The sequence below is a fragment of the Actinophytocola gossypii genome (assembly GCF_025165815.1).
GTDB classification, from domain to species: domain Bacteria; phylum Actinomycetota; class Actinomycetes; order Mycobacteriales; family Pseudonocardiaceae; genus Actinophytocola; species Actinophytocola gossypii.
Genome location: NZ_JAFFZE010000004.1, coordinates 155,893 through 171,270 on the forward strand (window position 1 = coordinate 155,893; position 15,378 = coordinate 171,270).

13 protein-coding genes are annotated in these 15,378 nt (G+C 73.4%); 9 read left to right on the forward strand and 4 right to left on the reverse strand.

Annotated features, from left to right (window positions below):
- Positions 1-13 precede the first annotated feature (13 nt).
- Positions 14-1,102, reverse strand: coding sequence for a polyprenyl synthetase family protein (locus tag JT362_RS02085; protein ID WP_260189261.1), 1,089 nt, complete (start codon positions 1,100-1,102; stop codon positions 14-16).
- A 402-nt stretch (positions 1,103-1,504) separates the two neighbouring features.
- Here JT362_RS02085 and JT362_RS02090 point away from each other — a divergent pair, with 402 nt between their 5' ends.
- Entirely contained in the window at positions 1,505-3,340 is a 1,836-nt protein-coding gene (locus tag JT362_RS02090; protein WP_260189262.1) for a 1-deoxy-D-xylulose-5-phosphate synthase, read from the forward strand.
- Positions 3,341-3,343: 3 nt separating this feature from the next.
- Here the strand turns inward: JT362_RS02090 and JT362_RS02095 are convergent, their stop codons facing one another.
- Complete coding sequence (locus JT362_RS02095; protein WP_260189680.1) at positions 3,344-4,384, reverse strand: terpene synthase family protein; 1,041 nt, start codon at positions 4,382-4,384, stop codon at positions 3,344-3,346.
- Positions 4,385-4,564: 180 nt separating this feature from the next.
- Between JT362_RS02095 and JT362_RS02100 the strand changes: the two genes are divergently transcribed.
- Together JT362_RS02100 and JT362_RS02105 are read left to right on the forward strand one after the other, a co-directional pair.
- Entirely contained in the window at positions 4,565-4,918 is a 354-nt protein-coding gene (locus JT362_RS02100) for a YciI family protein (protein WP_260189263.1), read from the forward strand.
- The gene (locus JT362_RS02105) at positions 4,915-6,159 is read left to right on the forward strand and encodes an RNA polymerase sigma factor (protein ID WP_260189264.1); all 1,245 of its coding nucleotides are present in this window, start codon (positions 4,915-4,917) and stop codon (positions 6,157-6,159) included. Before JT362_RS02100 ends, JT362_RS02105 begins: the two co-directional genes overlap by 4 nt.
- Here the strand turns inward: JT362_RS02105 and JT362_RS02110 are convergent.
- Positions 6,120-6,707, reverse strand: coding sequence for a TIGR03086 family metal-binding protein (locus tag JT362_RS02110; RefSeq protein WP_260189265.1), 588 nt, complete (start codon positions 6,705-6,707; stop codon positions 6,120-6,122). The genes JT362_RS02105 and JT362_RS02110 overlap by 40 nt on opposite strands.
- A 115-nt stretch (positions 6,708-6,822) precedes the next feature.
- Between JT362_RS02110 and JT362_RS02115 the strand changes: the two genes are divergently transcribed.
- From JT362_RS02115 to JT362_RS02140, 6 genes are all read left to right on the forward strand, one after another.
- Complete coding sequence (locus JT362_RS02115; protein WP_260189266.1) at positions 6,823-8,424, forward strand: penicillin-binding transpeptidase domain-containing protein; 1,602 nt, start codon at positions 6,823-6,825, stop codon at positions 8,422-8,424.
- Positions 8,425-8,452: 28 nt separating this feature from the next.
- Complete coding sequence (locus tag JT362_RS02120; RefSeq protein ID WP_260189267.1) at positions 8,453-8,941, forward strand: hypothetical protein; 489 nt, start codon at positions 8,453-8,455, stop codon at positions 8,939-8,941.
- 29 nt (positions 8,942-8,970) lie between these two features.
- Positions 8,971-9,921 (forward strand): zinc-binding dehydrogenase, encoded by a 951-nt coding sequence (locus tag JT362_RS02125; protein WP_260189268.1) that lies wholly within the window; start codon positions 8,971-8,973, stop codon positions 9,919-9,921.
- A gap of 141 nt (positions 9,922-10,062) precedes the next feature.
- The gene (locus JT362_RS02130; RefSeq protein ID WP_260189269.1) at positions 10,063-11,436 is read left to right on the forward strand and encodes a S8 family peptidase; all 1,374 of its coding nucleotides are present in this window, start codon (positions 10,063-10,065) and stop codon (positions 11,434-11,436) included.
- A gap of 81 nt (positions 11,437-11,517) precedes the next feature.
- Positions 11,518-13,131 carry a Na+/H+ antiporter gene (locus tag JT362_RS02135; RefSeq protein WP_260189270.1) on the forward strand — a complete coding sequence of 538 codons (1,614 nt, stop codon included), beginning with the start codon at positions 11,518-11,520 and terminating at the stop codon, positions 13,129-13,131.
- A 116-nt stretch (positions 13,132-13,247) separates the two neighbouring features.
- Positions 13,248-14,111, forward strand: coding sequence for an SGNH/GDSL hydrolase family protein (locus JT362_RS02140; protein WP_260189271.1), 864 nt, complete (start codon positions 13,248-13,250; stop codon positions 14,109-14,111).
- 7 nt (positions 14,112-14,118) lie between these two features.
- Here the strand turns inward: JT362_RS02140 and JT362_RS02145 are convergent, their stop codons facing one another.
- On the reverse strand, positions 14,119-15,357 hold the full coding sequence (locus JT362_RS02145) for a PP2C family protein-serine/threonine phosphatase (protein WP_260189272.1): 1,239 nt from the start codon (positions 15,355-15,357) through the stop codon (positions 14,119-14,121).
- Positions 15,358-15,378: the final 21 nt, after the last annotated feature.

Genomic DNA, 15,378 nt, shown 5'->3' on the forward strand with positions numbered 1-15,378 from the left:
TTCTCGGTCCTTCTCAGTGCTCGCGCGAGCAGACGAGCTCGGCGAGGTCCGTCAGCACCTGACGGACGTCGGGGGGCACCGGCGCGATGAACAGGGCGGCGATCGCCTGCTCGGCGCGGGTGCGGAGCAGGCGCTCGACCGAGGCGTCGGCGCCCGTGGACCGGATGATGTCGCGCAGCACGGCACCGCCCGCCTCGTCGAGGTGCGGGTCGCCGTGCAGGTCGCGAAGCGTGTCCCGGTCGCGCCGGGCGGCCCGTTCCCAGGTGAGCGCCATCAGCACGGTCGGCTTGCCCTCGCGCAGGTCGTCCAGCACGGGCTTGCCGGTGCGGCCGGGGTCGCCGAACACGCCGAGCAGGTCGTCACGCAGCTGGAACGCCTCGCCGAGGGGGCGGCCGTAGGCGGTGCAGGAGCGCAGTACGGCCGGGTCGGCGCCGGCGAGGGTCGCGCCGACCTGCAGCGGGCGCTCGACGGTGTAGCCGGCGGTCTTGAGCCCGATGGTGCGCCAGGCGCGGGAGAGCCACTCGTCGTCGCCGGGACGTTCGAGGTCGAGGTACTGGCCGGCCATCACCTCGGTGCGCATGGTGTCGAGCACCGGCCGCGCCTCGGCCAGCCGGGCCGGCGGGAACCCGGCCGCGTGCAGCAGTTCGTCGGACCAGACCAGGCACAGGTCGCCGACGAGGATCGCGGCGTTGACGCCGAAGCGCTCGGCGGCCGTGCGGTCGACGCGCTCCCGGTACAGCTCGGCGAGCCTGCGGTGCATGGCCGGGCGGCCGCGGCGCAGGTCGGAGGCGTCCATGATGTCGTCGTGGATCAGGGTGAAGGAGTGGAACAGCTCCAGCGCGGCGCCCGCCCGCGCGATCGGGGGCGCGTCGGGGTCGCCGCCGCCGGCGAGCCAGCCGCAGTGGCAGAACACCGGCCGGAGCCGCTTGCCGCCGGACAGGGACTCGCGGACGGCCGCGACGACCGGGGGCAGGCACTGGTCGGGAGCACCGGTCTCCTTCGCAGCGAGGAACTCGGCGAGCACCGCGTCGACCCGGGTTCGGACGGAGCCGGTTATCCGTTCGGCGGCCGCGATGTCGGGACCGGGCACGGTGCTCGTCATCATTCCTCCGTATTCGTTCCGCCATTTCCGCAAACGAACGTAACACCGGGTTGACGACGGACGGAGAACGAATACGGATCAGGTGCCGATGCCCATCATTAGCGGGGCGGTAATCACCGGAAAGAGCTGTGGATGCGAGTACTCGGCACTCTCCGTGTCAGCCGGGAACCCCCGGACGTGAGTGTTCACTGAGCGCCACCCGGGTAGTCTCTCTGCGTGACAAGTCCTCGTCAGCCTGGTGAGGACCAGGCACCCGAAGCGAGCCGCCCCACCCTCCGAGTGAACATGGCCGGGTCGCACGCATTACCCCTTGAGCACCCTCCGGCGACCATTCAACAATTGCCGCCACAGCTATTCACGACGTATTCCGTCGATTCCCGAAAATTCGGAGGCACCCGCGCGATGACCGCCCCTCTCCCGCCGCCCCACCCCACCACTCTGACCCGGGTGCGTGACCTGGCCGACCTGCGCGAGCTGGCGGCCGAGGACCTCCCCGGGCTCGCCGAGGAGATCCGCGAGCTGCTGGTCGCCACGGTCACCCGCACCGGCGGGCACCTCGGCCCCAACCTCGGGGTGGTCGAGCTGACCATCGCGCTGCACCGCGTGTTCGACTCGCCGGACGACGCCGTCGTGTTCGACACCGGCCACCAGAGCTACGTGCACAAGATCCTCACCGGCCGGCACCCCGAGTTCGCGCTGCTGCGCCAGCCCGGCGGCCTGTCCGGCTACCCGAGCCGCGCGGAGTCGCCGCACGACCTGGTGGAGAACTCGCACGCCGCGACCGCGCTGTCCTACGCAGACGGACTGTCCAGGGCGTTCGCCAGGGGCACCGGGCACCGCCGGCACGTGGTGGCCGTGGTCGGCGACGGCGCGCTCACCGGGGGCATGTGCTGGGAGGCGCTGAACAACATCGCCACCGAGGGCCACCCGGTGGTCGTGGTGCTCAACGACAACGGGCGCTCGTACGCGCCGACGGTGGGCGCGTTCGGCCGGCACCTCGCCGACCTGCGCGGCGACACCGGCAGGTTCCGGCTGTCGGTGTTCGAGAACCTCGGCCTCGGCTACGTCGGCCCGGTCGACGGGCACGACCTGGACGAGCTGGAACGGGCGCTGCGCAAGGCGCGGGCGCTGTGCCGGCCGGTGGTCGTGCACTGCGTGACCAGCAAGGGCCGGGGGTACGAGCCGGCGGAGACCGACGAGGTGGACCGGATGCACGCGGTGTCCCCGGCGGCCACCGCTCCCCCGGCGGAGCAGGCCCGGCCGAGCTGGACGTCGGTGTTCGCCGACGCGATCGTCGAGCTCGGCGGGCGGCGGCCGGACCTGGCCTGCCTCACCGCGGCCATGCTGGCGCCCACCGGCCTGCACCGGTTCGCCGAGGCGTTCCCGGACCGCGCCTTCGACGTCGGCATCGCCGAGCCGCACGCCGTCACCTGCGCCGCCGGGCTCGCCATGGGCGGGATGCACCCGGTCGTGGCGGTGTACTCGACGTTCCTCACCCGCGCCATCGACCAGGTGCTGATGGACGTGGCGCTGCACGAACTGCCGGTGACGTTCGTCCTCGACCGCGCCGGGGTGACCGGCGACGACGGCCCGAGCCACCACGGCATGTGGGACCTGTCCCTGCTCCAGGCGGTGCCCGGGCTCCGGGTGGCCGCGCCGCGCGACGCCGCCCGGCTACGCGGGCTGCTCGCCGAGGCCGTGGCCGTCGACGGGCCGACCGCGCTGCGCTTCCCGCGCGGGCGCACCGGTCAGGACGTGCCGGCGCTGCGCGAGGTGGACGGCGTCGACGTGCTCTACGAGTCCGACCGGGCCGACGTCCTGCTGGTCACCGTGGGGCCGATGGCCGCGGCCGGGGTTCGGGCCGCGCTCAAGCTCGCCGACCAGTGCGTCGGGGTGACCGTGTGCGATCCGCGCTGGGTGAGCCCGCCGAACCCGGTGCTCGTCGACCTGGCCGCTCGGCACCGGCTGGTCGTGTCCGTCGAGGACAACCTGCGGGTCGGCGGGGTGGGCACGCGGCTCGCCCAGGCGATCGCCTCGGCCGGGGTGCGCACGCCGGTGCACGCGCACGGCCTGCCGCCCGAGTTCCTTCCGCACGGCCCGCGCGCGGACATCCTGCGCCACCACCGGCTCGACCCGGCGGGTCTGACCAGGATCGTGGCCGGGCTGCTGGACGGCGCCCACGACGGGGTGCCCTGGGTCCCGTCGCAGCGCGACCGGGAACGCGCGGTCCGGGGCTGAGACTCAGAGCGAGCGGTCCCACCACCACGAGAACGCGGGGAACGGCAGTGGGGCGGGGTTCGGGTCGTTCGGCTGGTCCCGGACGGAGGTCGCCGGCGTGCCGGGTGCGCCCGCCAGGTAGCGGGGCACGGTGGCGGCCCAGTCGATGTTGCCCCGGATGGCGTGGCCGAGACCGTCGAGGTAGGTGCGCAGTTCCTCGCTCGCACCGGTCCGCGCCCGCTCGCGCAGGTCGAGCAGGCGGAGCAGCACGCGGTCGCGGATCGACACCGCGGCGTCGAGCGCGGCGGCCGGATCGAGCCGGTCGTGGTGGCACAGGACGGTGATGATGTTCTGGTCGGTGTGCGTCTCGGTCATCTCCTTGTGGAACGACTGCAGGTCGTTGTCCAGCGCGGCGACCAACTGGGTCATCTCGGTGACCGCGCGGACCGCGGGCGAATCCATTTCCGGGGGCGGAACCTCGATCGCGTTGGCGATTTCCAGCAATGCGGTCGTGGGCGGACCGCCGGAACTTCCCAACCGCATCGTCAGGTATTCCGGAAGGGTGGGCATCCGGCCGGCGGCCCGGTTTCCGACCTGCCACGCCACGTTCTGCAGCCAGTGCCGGTGGGCGTCGGTGAAGCGCCGCGTCACGGTGCCGGAGACCTGGTCGCGCATGCGGGTGACGATCGTGTGCAGGGCGGCGGCGTAGGGCTCGGCCGGCGCCGCGCCGGACTCCACCGTCCGTTGCACCTGGCCGGCCATCGGCAGGAACCGGGACGGGTCGTCACTGCACGGGCCGTCGTCGCACCAGGCGTCGTCGAAGGCGAAACCCCAGTACACCCACAGGACGGCGGTCAGCACGTGCTCGGTGGGGCCGGTTGGGGCGAACCTGGCGTAGAACTCAGCGCTGTTGCTGCCGATCAGCCGGGCACGCTCGCGGGCGGTCCGGTGCACGCGGACGTCGTCGATCCACTCGATCGCCCGCCGTTCCAGTTCCTCGGCATCCGGGTGCACGGCCTCGGGAAAAGGACAGAAGAATGGCGGCGGGACGACGTCGGCGTGCATTACGGTCACGGCATGCTCCATTTCCGTTCGGTTGGTGGTGGTGCCATGCTAGGCAGGATCGGAGCACGCAGCAGTGCTGTCACTCGAAGACATGACCGCTGCCGCGCGGATAGTCGCGGGACGTGACGCGAATTCGCCCCGCCGGTGGCTGTAATCACCGGCGGGTGTATTTTCTCGGAGGTGAAGTACATGCTGCTGATCTACGACTGCGACAGTGCGCCTGGCCCGGGCGACCCCGGGTTCGCCGACGCCGCGGCGCGGGTGGTCGCGTTCGCCGACGAGTGCCGCCGGCGCGGTGTGTTCGTCGCCGGGGACCCGTTGCGCGGCGAGGACACCGCCACCACCGTCAGCGTGCGCGAGGGCCGCGTCATGGTCACCGACGGGCCGTTCGCGGAGACCCACGAGCACCTCGGCGGCTTCTACGTCCTCGACTGCGCCGACCTCGACGAGGTTCTGGAGCTGGCCGCGCGGTGCCCGTTCGCCGAGTGGGGCTCGATCGAGGTCCGGCCGCTCGCGGTGGGGCCCGGTTCGTGACCTCACCGGCGCACCCGGTGGAGCGGGTGTTCCGCGAGCACCGCGCCCGGCTGCTCGCCGCCCTGGCGCGCGTGCTGGGCGACGTCGAGCTCGCCGAGGACGCGCTGCAGGACGCCTGCGCCCTCGCGCTGCGCCACTGGACCCCGGCCGTGCCGGACGACCCGGTCGCGTGGCTGCTCACCGCGGCCCGCAACCGGGCGGTCGACCGCCTGCGCCGGGATCGGGTCGGCCGGCGGAAGGAGGGCGAGCACCCGGCCGAACCGGTGCCGCCCACCCTGCCGGGAGACCGGCTGGTCGAGGTCGGCGACGAGCGGCTCAGCCTGGTCTTCACCTGCTGCCACCCCGCGCTGGCCACCGAGGCGCGGGTCGCGCTCACCCTGAACGCGGTCGTCGGCCTGACCGCGGCCGAGATCGCCAGGATGTTCCTGGTCCCGGAGGCGACGCTGGCGCAGCGGCTCGTGCGGGCCAAGCGCAAGATCCGCGACGCCGGCATCAGCCTCGCCGTGCCGGCCGACCACCTGCTGCCCGAACGGCTCGCCGGCGTCCTCGCCGTCGTCTACCTGATCTTCACCCGGGGCTACACCGCCGGCACCGACGAGCGGCTGCGCGCCGAGGCGATCCGGCTCGCCAGGCTGGTCGCCACCCTGATGCCCGACGAGCCGGAGGCGCTGGGGCTGGTCGCGCTGCTGCTGTTCCACGACTCCCGCGCCGCCACCCGGCACGACCCGGCCGGCGACGTGGTGCTGCTCGCCGACCAGGACCGCGAGCGCTGGGACCACGCCGAGATCGCCGAGGCCATGCGGCTGCTCGACCTGGCGCTGCGGCACGAGTCGGTCGGCCCCTACCAGCTGCAGGCGATGATCGCCGCACTGCACGCCGCGGCACCGACAGCGGCGGCCACCGACTGGCCCCGCATCGCCGCCCTCTACGCCGAACTGCTCGCGGTGGCCCCGTCGCCGGTGGTGGCGCTCAACCACGCGGTCGCCGTCGCCATGACCGACGGCCCGGCGGCAGGCCTGGCACTGATCGACCGGATCGACAACCTCGACGGCTACCACCTGCTGCACGCCGCCCGCGCCGACCTGCTCGCCCGGCTCGACCGCCGCGAGGAGGCCGCCGCCGCGTACCGGCGCGCGCTCGAACTGGCCGCCGACCCGGCCGACCGCCGGTTCCTCGACGGTCGGCTCGGGGCGTTGCGTGCTCAGGCCGGCACCGGCTCCCAGGACGCCCGGCCGAGGTAGGCCAGCATCCTGGTCTGCTCGTCGGCGTCCTCGGGCGGCGTGCGCTCCGGCCCGAAGAACCCCGGACGGCGCACCACGTGCGCCCGCGCCCAGTCGAACGCGACCGCCACCAGCACCGGGTCCAGCTCGACCCGGGCGCCGACCGCGTGGCCGACGTCCCAGGTGTGCGCCACGGTGTCGGTCAGCAGCAGCGTCACCACCGCCGCCAGCGGCACCTCGCCGATCCCGGTGATCGACGTGACCCGGGCCAGCGCCGCCGGGGTCAGCGCCGGCACCGACTCCGCCCGCGCGGCCCGCCACGTGCCGACCGGGTCGGTCCCGGCGAGCACGCCGGGGCGCGGCGAGCCGGGTGCCCCGGTCCGTTCGGGGTCGGGCGATTCGGTTGCCCACGCCCGCATCTGGCGCTGCCCCCACACGACGTGCCCGACCACGTCCCGCACGGTCCACTCGGCACACGCCGACGGCGCGTCCCACCGGTCGGCCGGCACCGCCGCCACCACCGCGTCGAACCCGTCCTGCGCCAGCCGGTACTGCTCCAACAACTCCACTGTGATCCCTTCCTCGAGAACCGACGTTCCGAGGACGAACGACGACCGCCGGACTCGACAGCGGCGGGTAGAGTTTTTTTCCGAGCCGGGTCGGGGCCGACGCTCTGGGGGATCCGTGCGCGCCGAGGACTACTCTCCCGCCAGGAAACGCCTGATCCTCGCGGTCGCCGGCGTTCTGGTGGTGGTGATCACCACGCTCGGGGTGCTGCGGCTCATGCCGTCGGCGGACACCCCCGCGCCCGCCGCGGCCGACGAACCGCCGCTCACCTCGGCCGGGGTGGCCGACGACTTCCTGACCGAGTTCGCGTCCGGGCGGGCCACCGCCGCCGGCGCGCTGACCGACGACCCCGAGGCCGCGGCCACCCAGCTCGCGCACGTGTGGCGCACGCTCGCGCCGGACTCGGTCGAGGCCGAACTCACGGCGGCGGTGGACCAGGCGGGCATCGCGCGGTTCACGCTCACCTGGCACCTCGGCCCCGGCCGCGACTGGACCTACGAGAACGTGCTGCACCTGGTCGCGCACGGCGACACCTGGCGCGTCCGGTGGGCCCCGGCGGTCGTGCACCCCCGGCTGCCCGCCGGGCACGGCCTGGTGGTCCACGACCGTACCGGCGCCCCCTCGGTGCGCGACCGGACCGGGAAGCCGCTGCTGACCTGGACCGACGACGGGCCCGCCGCGGTCCGTCCCGCGGTGGCGCCGCTCCTGCTGCCCGGCATGGGCCGGGTCGCGAACGGCCGCGGCGGCGGGCAGGCGTGGTACGTGGCGGTGGTGAACCAGCGGGGCGACGAGGTCGCCGTCGTGCACGGACGCCGCACCCGCGCGCTCACCGCCACCCTGAGCCGGCGGGTGCAGCGGGCGGCGCAGGCCGCAGTGGACGCGCGCTCGCTGCCCGCCATGCTCGTCGCCATCCAGCCGTCCACCGGGGACGTGCTCGCCGTGGCGCAGAACGGGGCCGCCGGCGACGCGCCGGTCGCGCTGAACGGGCTCTACCCGCCCGGCTCGACGTTCAAGGTCGCGACGGCCGCCGCGATCCTCGAGTCCGGGGCGGCCGGTCCGGACACGGTGCTGCCGTGCCCCGGCGAGGTGACCGTGGGCCAGCGGACGGTGCACAACGCCGACTTCGCGCTCGGCGACGTGCCCCTGCGCACGGCGTTCGCGCACTCGTGCAACACCACGTTCGCCGCGCTGGCGGCGGACCTGCCGCCGTCCTCGCTCGCCGGGGCCGCCGACCGGCTCGGGCTCGGCGCCGACTTCGGCATCCCCGGCATCACCACCGAGGCCGGCAGCGTGCGGCCGGCGGCCGGCGGCGCCGAGCGGGTGGAGAACAGCATCGGGCAGGGCACGGTGCGGGTCAGCTGCTTCGGGCTCGCCGTGCTGACCGCCACCGTCGCGTCCGGACAGGCGGTGACCCCGAGGCTCTGGCGCGAGCTGGACACCAGCGTCAACGCCGGCTACCAGGCGCCGTCGCCGGACGTGGTCGCCGCGCTGCGGGCGATGATGCGGGAGGTCGTGAGCGCCGGCACGGGTTCGGCGCTGGCCGGGTACGGAGAGGTGGCCGGCAAGACCGGCACCGCGCAGGTCGGCGACGGGTCGCGGGCGCACGGCTGGTTCGTCGGCTACCGGGGCGACCTCGCGTTCGCCACGCTCGTGCTCGACGCGTCGACGTCGGCGCCCGCGCTCGAGGTCACCGGAGCGTTCCTCGCCGCGACCGGCTGACGCGGCGGATCTGGTGTGGAATGGAGCCATGGCGCTCATCCCGCGGCTCCCGCACCCCGTCGAGATCGTCCGCGCGACGGTCCAGGTCGCCGGGACGGCCGTGTCCGTGCCGGGTCGGCTGCTGGCGTTGCTGACCGCGGCCGAGGAACTGGTGGCCCGCGCGAACCAGGCCGTCACCGACACCGAGGACGCCGTCGCGCACGCCCGCCGGGTGATCGTCGCGGCCGAGACCCAGGCGACCGCGATCGACCCGGTGCTGGCCTTCGCCAGGGAGTTCAGCGAACACGAGGTGCACGCGGCGATCAAGCTGGTCGACGAGCTACCCCGCCTGGCCCGCCACCTGAACGAGGACGTGCTGCCGATCCTCACCACCCTCGGCCAGATCGGCCCCGACATGCACGAGCTGCTGGAGGTCGCCAACGACATGCGCCAGGCCATCCTCGGCATCCCCGGGTTCGACTACCTCCGCCGCCGCGGCGAGGACAAGGACGAGGCGAAGGACGAGGCACAGGAGTAGCTCGCTGCCGGCCGGGTAGCCGGGACGGCATGGGAACGCGTGCGGTGGTGATCTCCGAGTTCGGCGGGCCCGAGGTGCTGGAGCTCCGGGACGTCGAGCGGCGGTCGCCGGGGCCCGGGGAGGTGCTGGTGCGGGTGCACGCCTCCGGGACCAACCCGGTGGAGGCGAAGATCCGGCAGGGGGTCGCGATCCCGGGCCTGCCGCTGCCCACCGTGCTCGGGGGTGACGTGTCGGGGGTGGTCGAGGAGGTCGGCGACGGGGTCTCGGACCTCGACCCGGGGGACGAGGTGTACTACACGCCGGAGCTGACCTCGGGGTCCGGGAGCTACGCCGAGTACGCGGTGGCGTCCGCGGCGATCGTGGCGCCGAAGCCGGCGAACCTGAGCCACGTCGAGGCGGCCGCGATCCCGCTCGCCGGGGGGACGGCGTGGGAGGCGATCGTGCGGCGGTTGGCGGTGCGGCCGGGCGAGACCGTGCTGGTGCACGCCGGCGCGGGCGGTGTCGGGTCGTTCGCGGTGCAGTTCGCGGTGGCGGCGGGGGCTCGGGTGCTCGCCACCGCGGGGCCGGACAACCAGGGGCTGCTGCGTGAGCTCGGCGCGGTGCCGATCGACTACACCAGGGCCGACCCGGTCGAGGTGGCGCTGGAGCACACCGACGGCGGCGGGGTCGACGCCGTGCTCGACCTGCTCGGTGGGGAGAACGTGGTCGCGAGCGCGACGGCCACCCGGCCGTTCGGGCGGATCGCGACCGTGCTGGCGCCGTCGGGTGAGCTGGCGCCGCTGTACCAGCGCAACCAGACGCTGCACGGGATCATGCTGACCCGCGAACGGGAGCGGCTGACCGAGATGGCACCGCTGTTCGAACGCGGCAAGGTCCGGTCGATCGTGGCCGACGTCCTGCCGCTCGACGACGTTCGGCGCGCCCACGAGCGGCTGGACTCCGGCCACGGCGCCGGGAAGACCATCCTGCGCATCGGCTGATCGGCCATTCAGCCCTTCCCGTTCCCAGTTTGTTGATTGTCTTCCCACTGTTCGCGTTTGCTCAGGGTGTAGTCCTCACACCGTGTGCGGCCTCCCGGAGGGCGGGGTGCCGCACGCGCCCTGCACCCGAGGAGACTCGTCATGCATCCGAGATGGGCAAAAAAGCTCGTCAGACCCGCCCTGACCGTCGCGGCGGCCGCCGCCGTCGGTCTCGGGTTCGCCGCTCCGGCCAGCGCGGCCGAGGGGAAGGTTCTCGGCACCGACGCGCCCGGCGTGATCGAGAACAGCTACATCGTGGTCCTCGAGGACACCGCCGAACCGGCGGCCGTCGCCGCGAAGCACGACGCGCGGGTGACCCACACCTTCGAGGCCGCGCTGCACGGGTACGCGGCCACGATGAGCGAGGCCGACGCCAAGCGCACCGCGGCCGACCCCGCCGTGGCCTACGTCGAGCAGAACCGCGTGGTGGCCGCGCTGGAGACCCAGCCCAACCCGCCGTCCTGGGGCCTGGACCGCGTCGACCAGCGGTCGCTGCCGCTCGACAACAGCTACACCTACCCGAACACGGCGTCGAACGTCACCGCGTACATCATCGACACCGGCATCCGGACCTCGCACCAGGACTTCGGCGGCCGCGCCAGCTGGGGCACCAACACCGTCGACTCGAACGACACCGACTGCAACGGGCACGGCACGCACGTCGCCGGCACCGTCGGCGGCTCCGCCCACGGCATCGCCAAAGAGGTCGACCTGGTCGCGGTCAAGGTGCTGAACTGCCAGGGCTCCGGCACCCTCGCCGGCGTCACGGCCGGGGTCGACTGGGTGACCCAGAACGCGCAGCTCCCCGCGGTGGCGAACATGAGCCTCGGCGCCCAGGGCAGCAACGCGTCGCTGGAGAACGCCGTGCGCAACTCGATCAACGCCGGCGTGACCTACGCGCTGGCGTCCGGCAACTCCTCGGCCAACGCCTGCAACTTCACCCCGGCCCGCACCCCGGAGGCGATCACGGTCAACGCGACCACCTCCACCGACGCACGGGCGTCGTTCTCCAACTACGGCACGTGCACCGACATCTTCGCCCCCGGCCAGGGCATCACCTCGGCCTGGAACACCAGCGACAGCTCGACCAACACCATCAGCGGCACCTCGATGGCGGCCCCGCACGTCGCCGGTGCCGCGGCGGTCCACCTGGGCGCGAACCCGTCGGCCACTCCGGCGCAGGTGCAGGCGGCGCTGAAGGACGGCGCGACCAAGGGCGACGTCACCAACCCGGGCAGCGGGTCGCCGAACAACCTGCTGTTCGTCGGTGCGGGCACCGACCCCGACCCCGGCGACCCGGACGAGCCGGGTGAGCCGGAGCCGTGCGAGGGCACGACCGCGTGGAGCGCCACCTCGCTGTACTTCTTCGGCGACCAGGTGAGCTACGGCGGCCACCTGTGGATGCTCAGCACGTTCTTCTCCTACGGTGAGGCGCCGGGCAGCGGCAACGCCTGGTTCGACCTGGGAGCCTGCTGATCCGAGCCGGCCACGGCGGGCGCTGGACTCCGGTCCGGCGCCCGTCGTCGTCGGTCATGGGCCGTGCGCGAGGATGGGCGCATGATCGAGACGCTGGCCCTGGTACTCGGTGGACTGGTCGTGGTGATGGCGACCCACGCGCTGGCGAACCGGACCGGATTGCCGTCATCGGTACTGCTGGTGCTGGCCGGGATCGCGTACGGATACCTGCCGTTGCCCGGCGCGAACCTCGCCCTCGACCCGCACGTCGTGCTCTACCTGCTCATCCCGCCGCTGCTGTACGCGGCCGCCCTGCAGTCGAGCCTGCTGGAGCTGCGGAAGAACGCGCGGACGGTCGTCGGGCTGTCCGTGTTCCTCGTGGCGGTGACCGCGTTGGCCGTCGGGGTCGGGCTCAGCGCGGTGGTGACCGCGATCCCGCTGGCCGTCGCGATCGCGATCGGCGCCGCGGTCGCGCCGCCGGACCCGGTGGCGGCGCTGTCGATCGGCAGGCGGGCGGGGCTGCCGCCGCGCCTGATCACCATCGTCGAGGGCGAGGGGCTGCTCAACGACGCGACGGCGCTGACCATCCTGCAGGTCGCGGTGGCGGCCTCGGTGAGCCACACGTTCTCGCTGGGCGGGGCAACCGGCGAGTTCCTGTTCGTCGCGGCGGGCGGGTTGGCCGTCGGCGCCGTGATGGCGCTGATCGTCGCGCAGCTGCGGCGGTGGACCACGGACACGCTGATCGACAACGCGCTGTCGCTCGGCACGCCGTTCGCGACGTTCCTGATCGCCGAACAGCTGCACGTGTCGGGCGTGCTCGCGGTCGTGGTGGCCGGGCTGTGGCTCAGCCACCGCAACCCGTACCTCCAGTCCGGCGGCGCGCGGCTGCAGAACCGCGCGGTGTGGCGGTTCGTGGAGTTCCTGCTCGAGGGGTACGTGTTCGTCCTCATCGGCCAGCAGCTGCCCGCGGTGGTGCGCGGGCTCAGCGAGTACAGCCCGGGCACCGTGGTCGTCGCCGCGGCCGTGACCGTCGGGGTGGTGCTGCTGGTGCGGCCGCTGTGGCTGCTGGTCAGCGCGCACCTGCCGGCACGCATGCACGCGCGGCTCGGCGGGGACCCGAAGCCGGGTAACCCGTCGCTGTCCGGGCGGGAGCTGCTCGCGTTGAGCTGGGCCGGCACCCGCGGGGTGATCACGCTGGCGGCGGCGTTCTCCCTGCCGGCGGACACACCCGCGCGTGACCTGCTGCTGTTCTGCGCGTACGTGGTGGTCATGATGACGCTGATCGGTCAGGGCCTGACGTTCGCGCCGCTGCTGCGTCGGCTGCGTCTTCCCGGAACCTCGGCCGCCCGCGCCCTGGTCCGCAACCAGGCCAGGACGGCGGCCCTGCGCGCGGCACTGGTCCGCCTGGACGACCTGGTCGAGAACGATCCGGACCTGGGCCGGGCCGCGATGCCGCTGCGCCGGGCGGCGGAGCTGCGGCTGGAGCGGTACGAGGAACGGGTGACGCTGCTGTCCGAACTGGAGGACGACGAGCTCCCGGTCGACAACGACTACCGCCGGGGCCTGCGCCTCCGCCGCGAGATGATCACCGCGGAACGCGAGGAACTCCTGTCCTGGCGCGAATCGGGCCAGCTGCCGGACGCCGACCTGCGGATCCTGGAACGCGAGCTGGACCACCAGGAGAGCATCCTGCCGCCGGGGGAACCCGGCCACTGAGCGTGTCTCCTCCGGTTCGCACTGTTGACGGCGGGCACCGCTTCGTCGACTATTGGCGAGCACTTACCTACTCGTGAGTAGTGTGCGCACGCCGTCAACGATGCCGGGAGAGAACCATGCCTCGCCGTCTGCTCGCCGCCGTGACCGCCACCCTGACCGCCGCCCTGACCGTGGTCACCGGGTCCTCGGTCGCGGTGGCCGCCGAACCGCCGTTGGACTACGTCGCCCTCGGGGACTCCTACAGCGCCGCCTCGGGCGTCCTGCCGCCCGATCCGACCGCGCCGCTGGTCTGCCTCCGCTCCAACCGCAACTACCCGCACGTGATCGCGGCGGAGACCGGCGCACGGCTCACCGACGTCACCTGCGGGGCCGCGGAGACGCGGCACTTCACCACCGCGCAGTACCCCGGCGTCGCCCCGCAGCTCGACGCCGTGGACGCGGACACCGATCTGGTCACCATGACCATCGGCGGCAACGACAGCGGCGTGTTCATCGGCGCGATCCTGGCCTGCGGGGCGGCGGGAGTGGTCACCCTCGGGCACGGCAGCCCGTGCGCCGACCGCTACGGCTCCTCCTTCGAGGACACCGTCCGCACCACGACCTACCCGGCGCTCGTGTCGGCGCTCCGGGCTGTCCGGGACAAGGCGCCCGACGCGGAGGTCGCCATCCTCGGGTACCCGTGGATCCTGCCGGAGACCGGCGGCTGCTTCCTCAGGATGCCCGTCGCCCGAGGGGACGTGCCGTACCTGCGCTCGCTGCAGGCGACCCTGAACGACGCGGTCGCGCGCGCGGCGGCCGCGACCGGCGCCACCTACGTCGACCTCGCGGCCGCGTCCGACGGGCACGACGCGTGCCAGCCGCTCGGGGTCCGCTGGATCGAGCCGGTACTGCTGGGGACGAACCCGGTCGTCGTGCACCCGAACGCGCTGGGCGAGGCGCGGATGGCCGCCGAGGCGATGCGGGTGCTCGGGCTGGGGTGACGCCGGCTCAGCCGGGCCGGCCGTGCGAAGGCAGGTGCCGGACGGTGACCAGGGCGACGTCGTCGCCGGGGGGTTCGGAGCCGATCAGGGCGGCCATGATCCGGCTGCACACCTTCTCCGGATCCCCGGCGAACACGTGCTCGCGCAGTCGCTCCAGCTGGGCGTCCAGGTCCACGTTCCGGCGTTCGATCAGCCCGTCGGTGTAGAAGGCGAGCAGCGCACCGGGCGGCACGTCGAAGGTCGCGGTCAGCCGACCGGTGACGGCCAGGTCGTAGCCGACCGGCGGGCCGACCGGGGCCGTCAGGAAGGCGGGCGGCGCGTCGGGCATCGCGACCACCGGCGGCAGGTGCCCGGCCAGGGACAGCTCCATGCGGTGGGTCACGGTGTCGATGACCGCGTAGGCGACCGTCGCCATCGTGCGGTTCTCGAAGTAGCTGGCCTTGCGGTCGAGCTTGCCGAGCACCTCCCCCGGGTCGTCGAACTCCAGCGCGTACGCGCGCAGGGCGCTGCGCAGGCGACCCATCACGATCGCGGCACGCAGTCCGTTGCCGACCACGTCCCCGATCACCACGCCGAGCCGGTCCCCGGGCAGCCGGAACACGTCGTACCAGTCACCGCCGACCCCGCTCTGCGGGCTCGGGACGTAGCGGGCGGCGAACAACCAGTCCCCTGTGGATGGCAGGCGGCTCGGCAGGAGGCTCTCCTGCAGCATGACCGTCGCCGCCCGTTCGGCGCGGGCGTGGTGCGCGTGCACGTCCATCGCGAGGCGGTCGGCCACCAGCTGCAGCAGCTCCACGTCCTCGTCGGTGAACGGCCTCGACGTGGTGCGGCCGACGTGCAGCACGCCAAGCACATCGCCGTGCGCCACGATCGGCGCGCCGGCCATCACCCGCAGCCCGTGCTCCCAGAGCAGGGGGTTGGTGACCGTGGACTCGTCGACCCGCTCGATCCGCACCGGCCGCCGCTCGTGCGCCACGCGACCGGCGAACCCGGCGCCGATCGGCACGTGCACGCCCTGGAAGACCTCCGCCTCCAGGCCGACCGTCGCCCTGGCGACCAACTGGTCCCCACTCGCGTCGACCAGCAGGACGGTGACCGTGTCGGCCTCGAACAGCTCACGGACCCGCCAGAGCAGGACCGCGAGGAGCTTGTCCAGGTCGAGTTCCATCAGGGTGCTGTCGGTGATCGCCTCCAGCACCAGAACACGGCGCTCGGCGACCTGACCGGCTTCCATGTCGTCGTCCATTAGCCACCCCTCGATCACGCG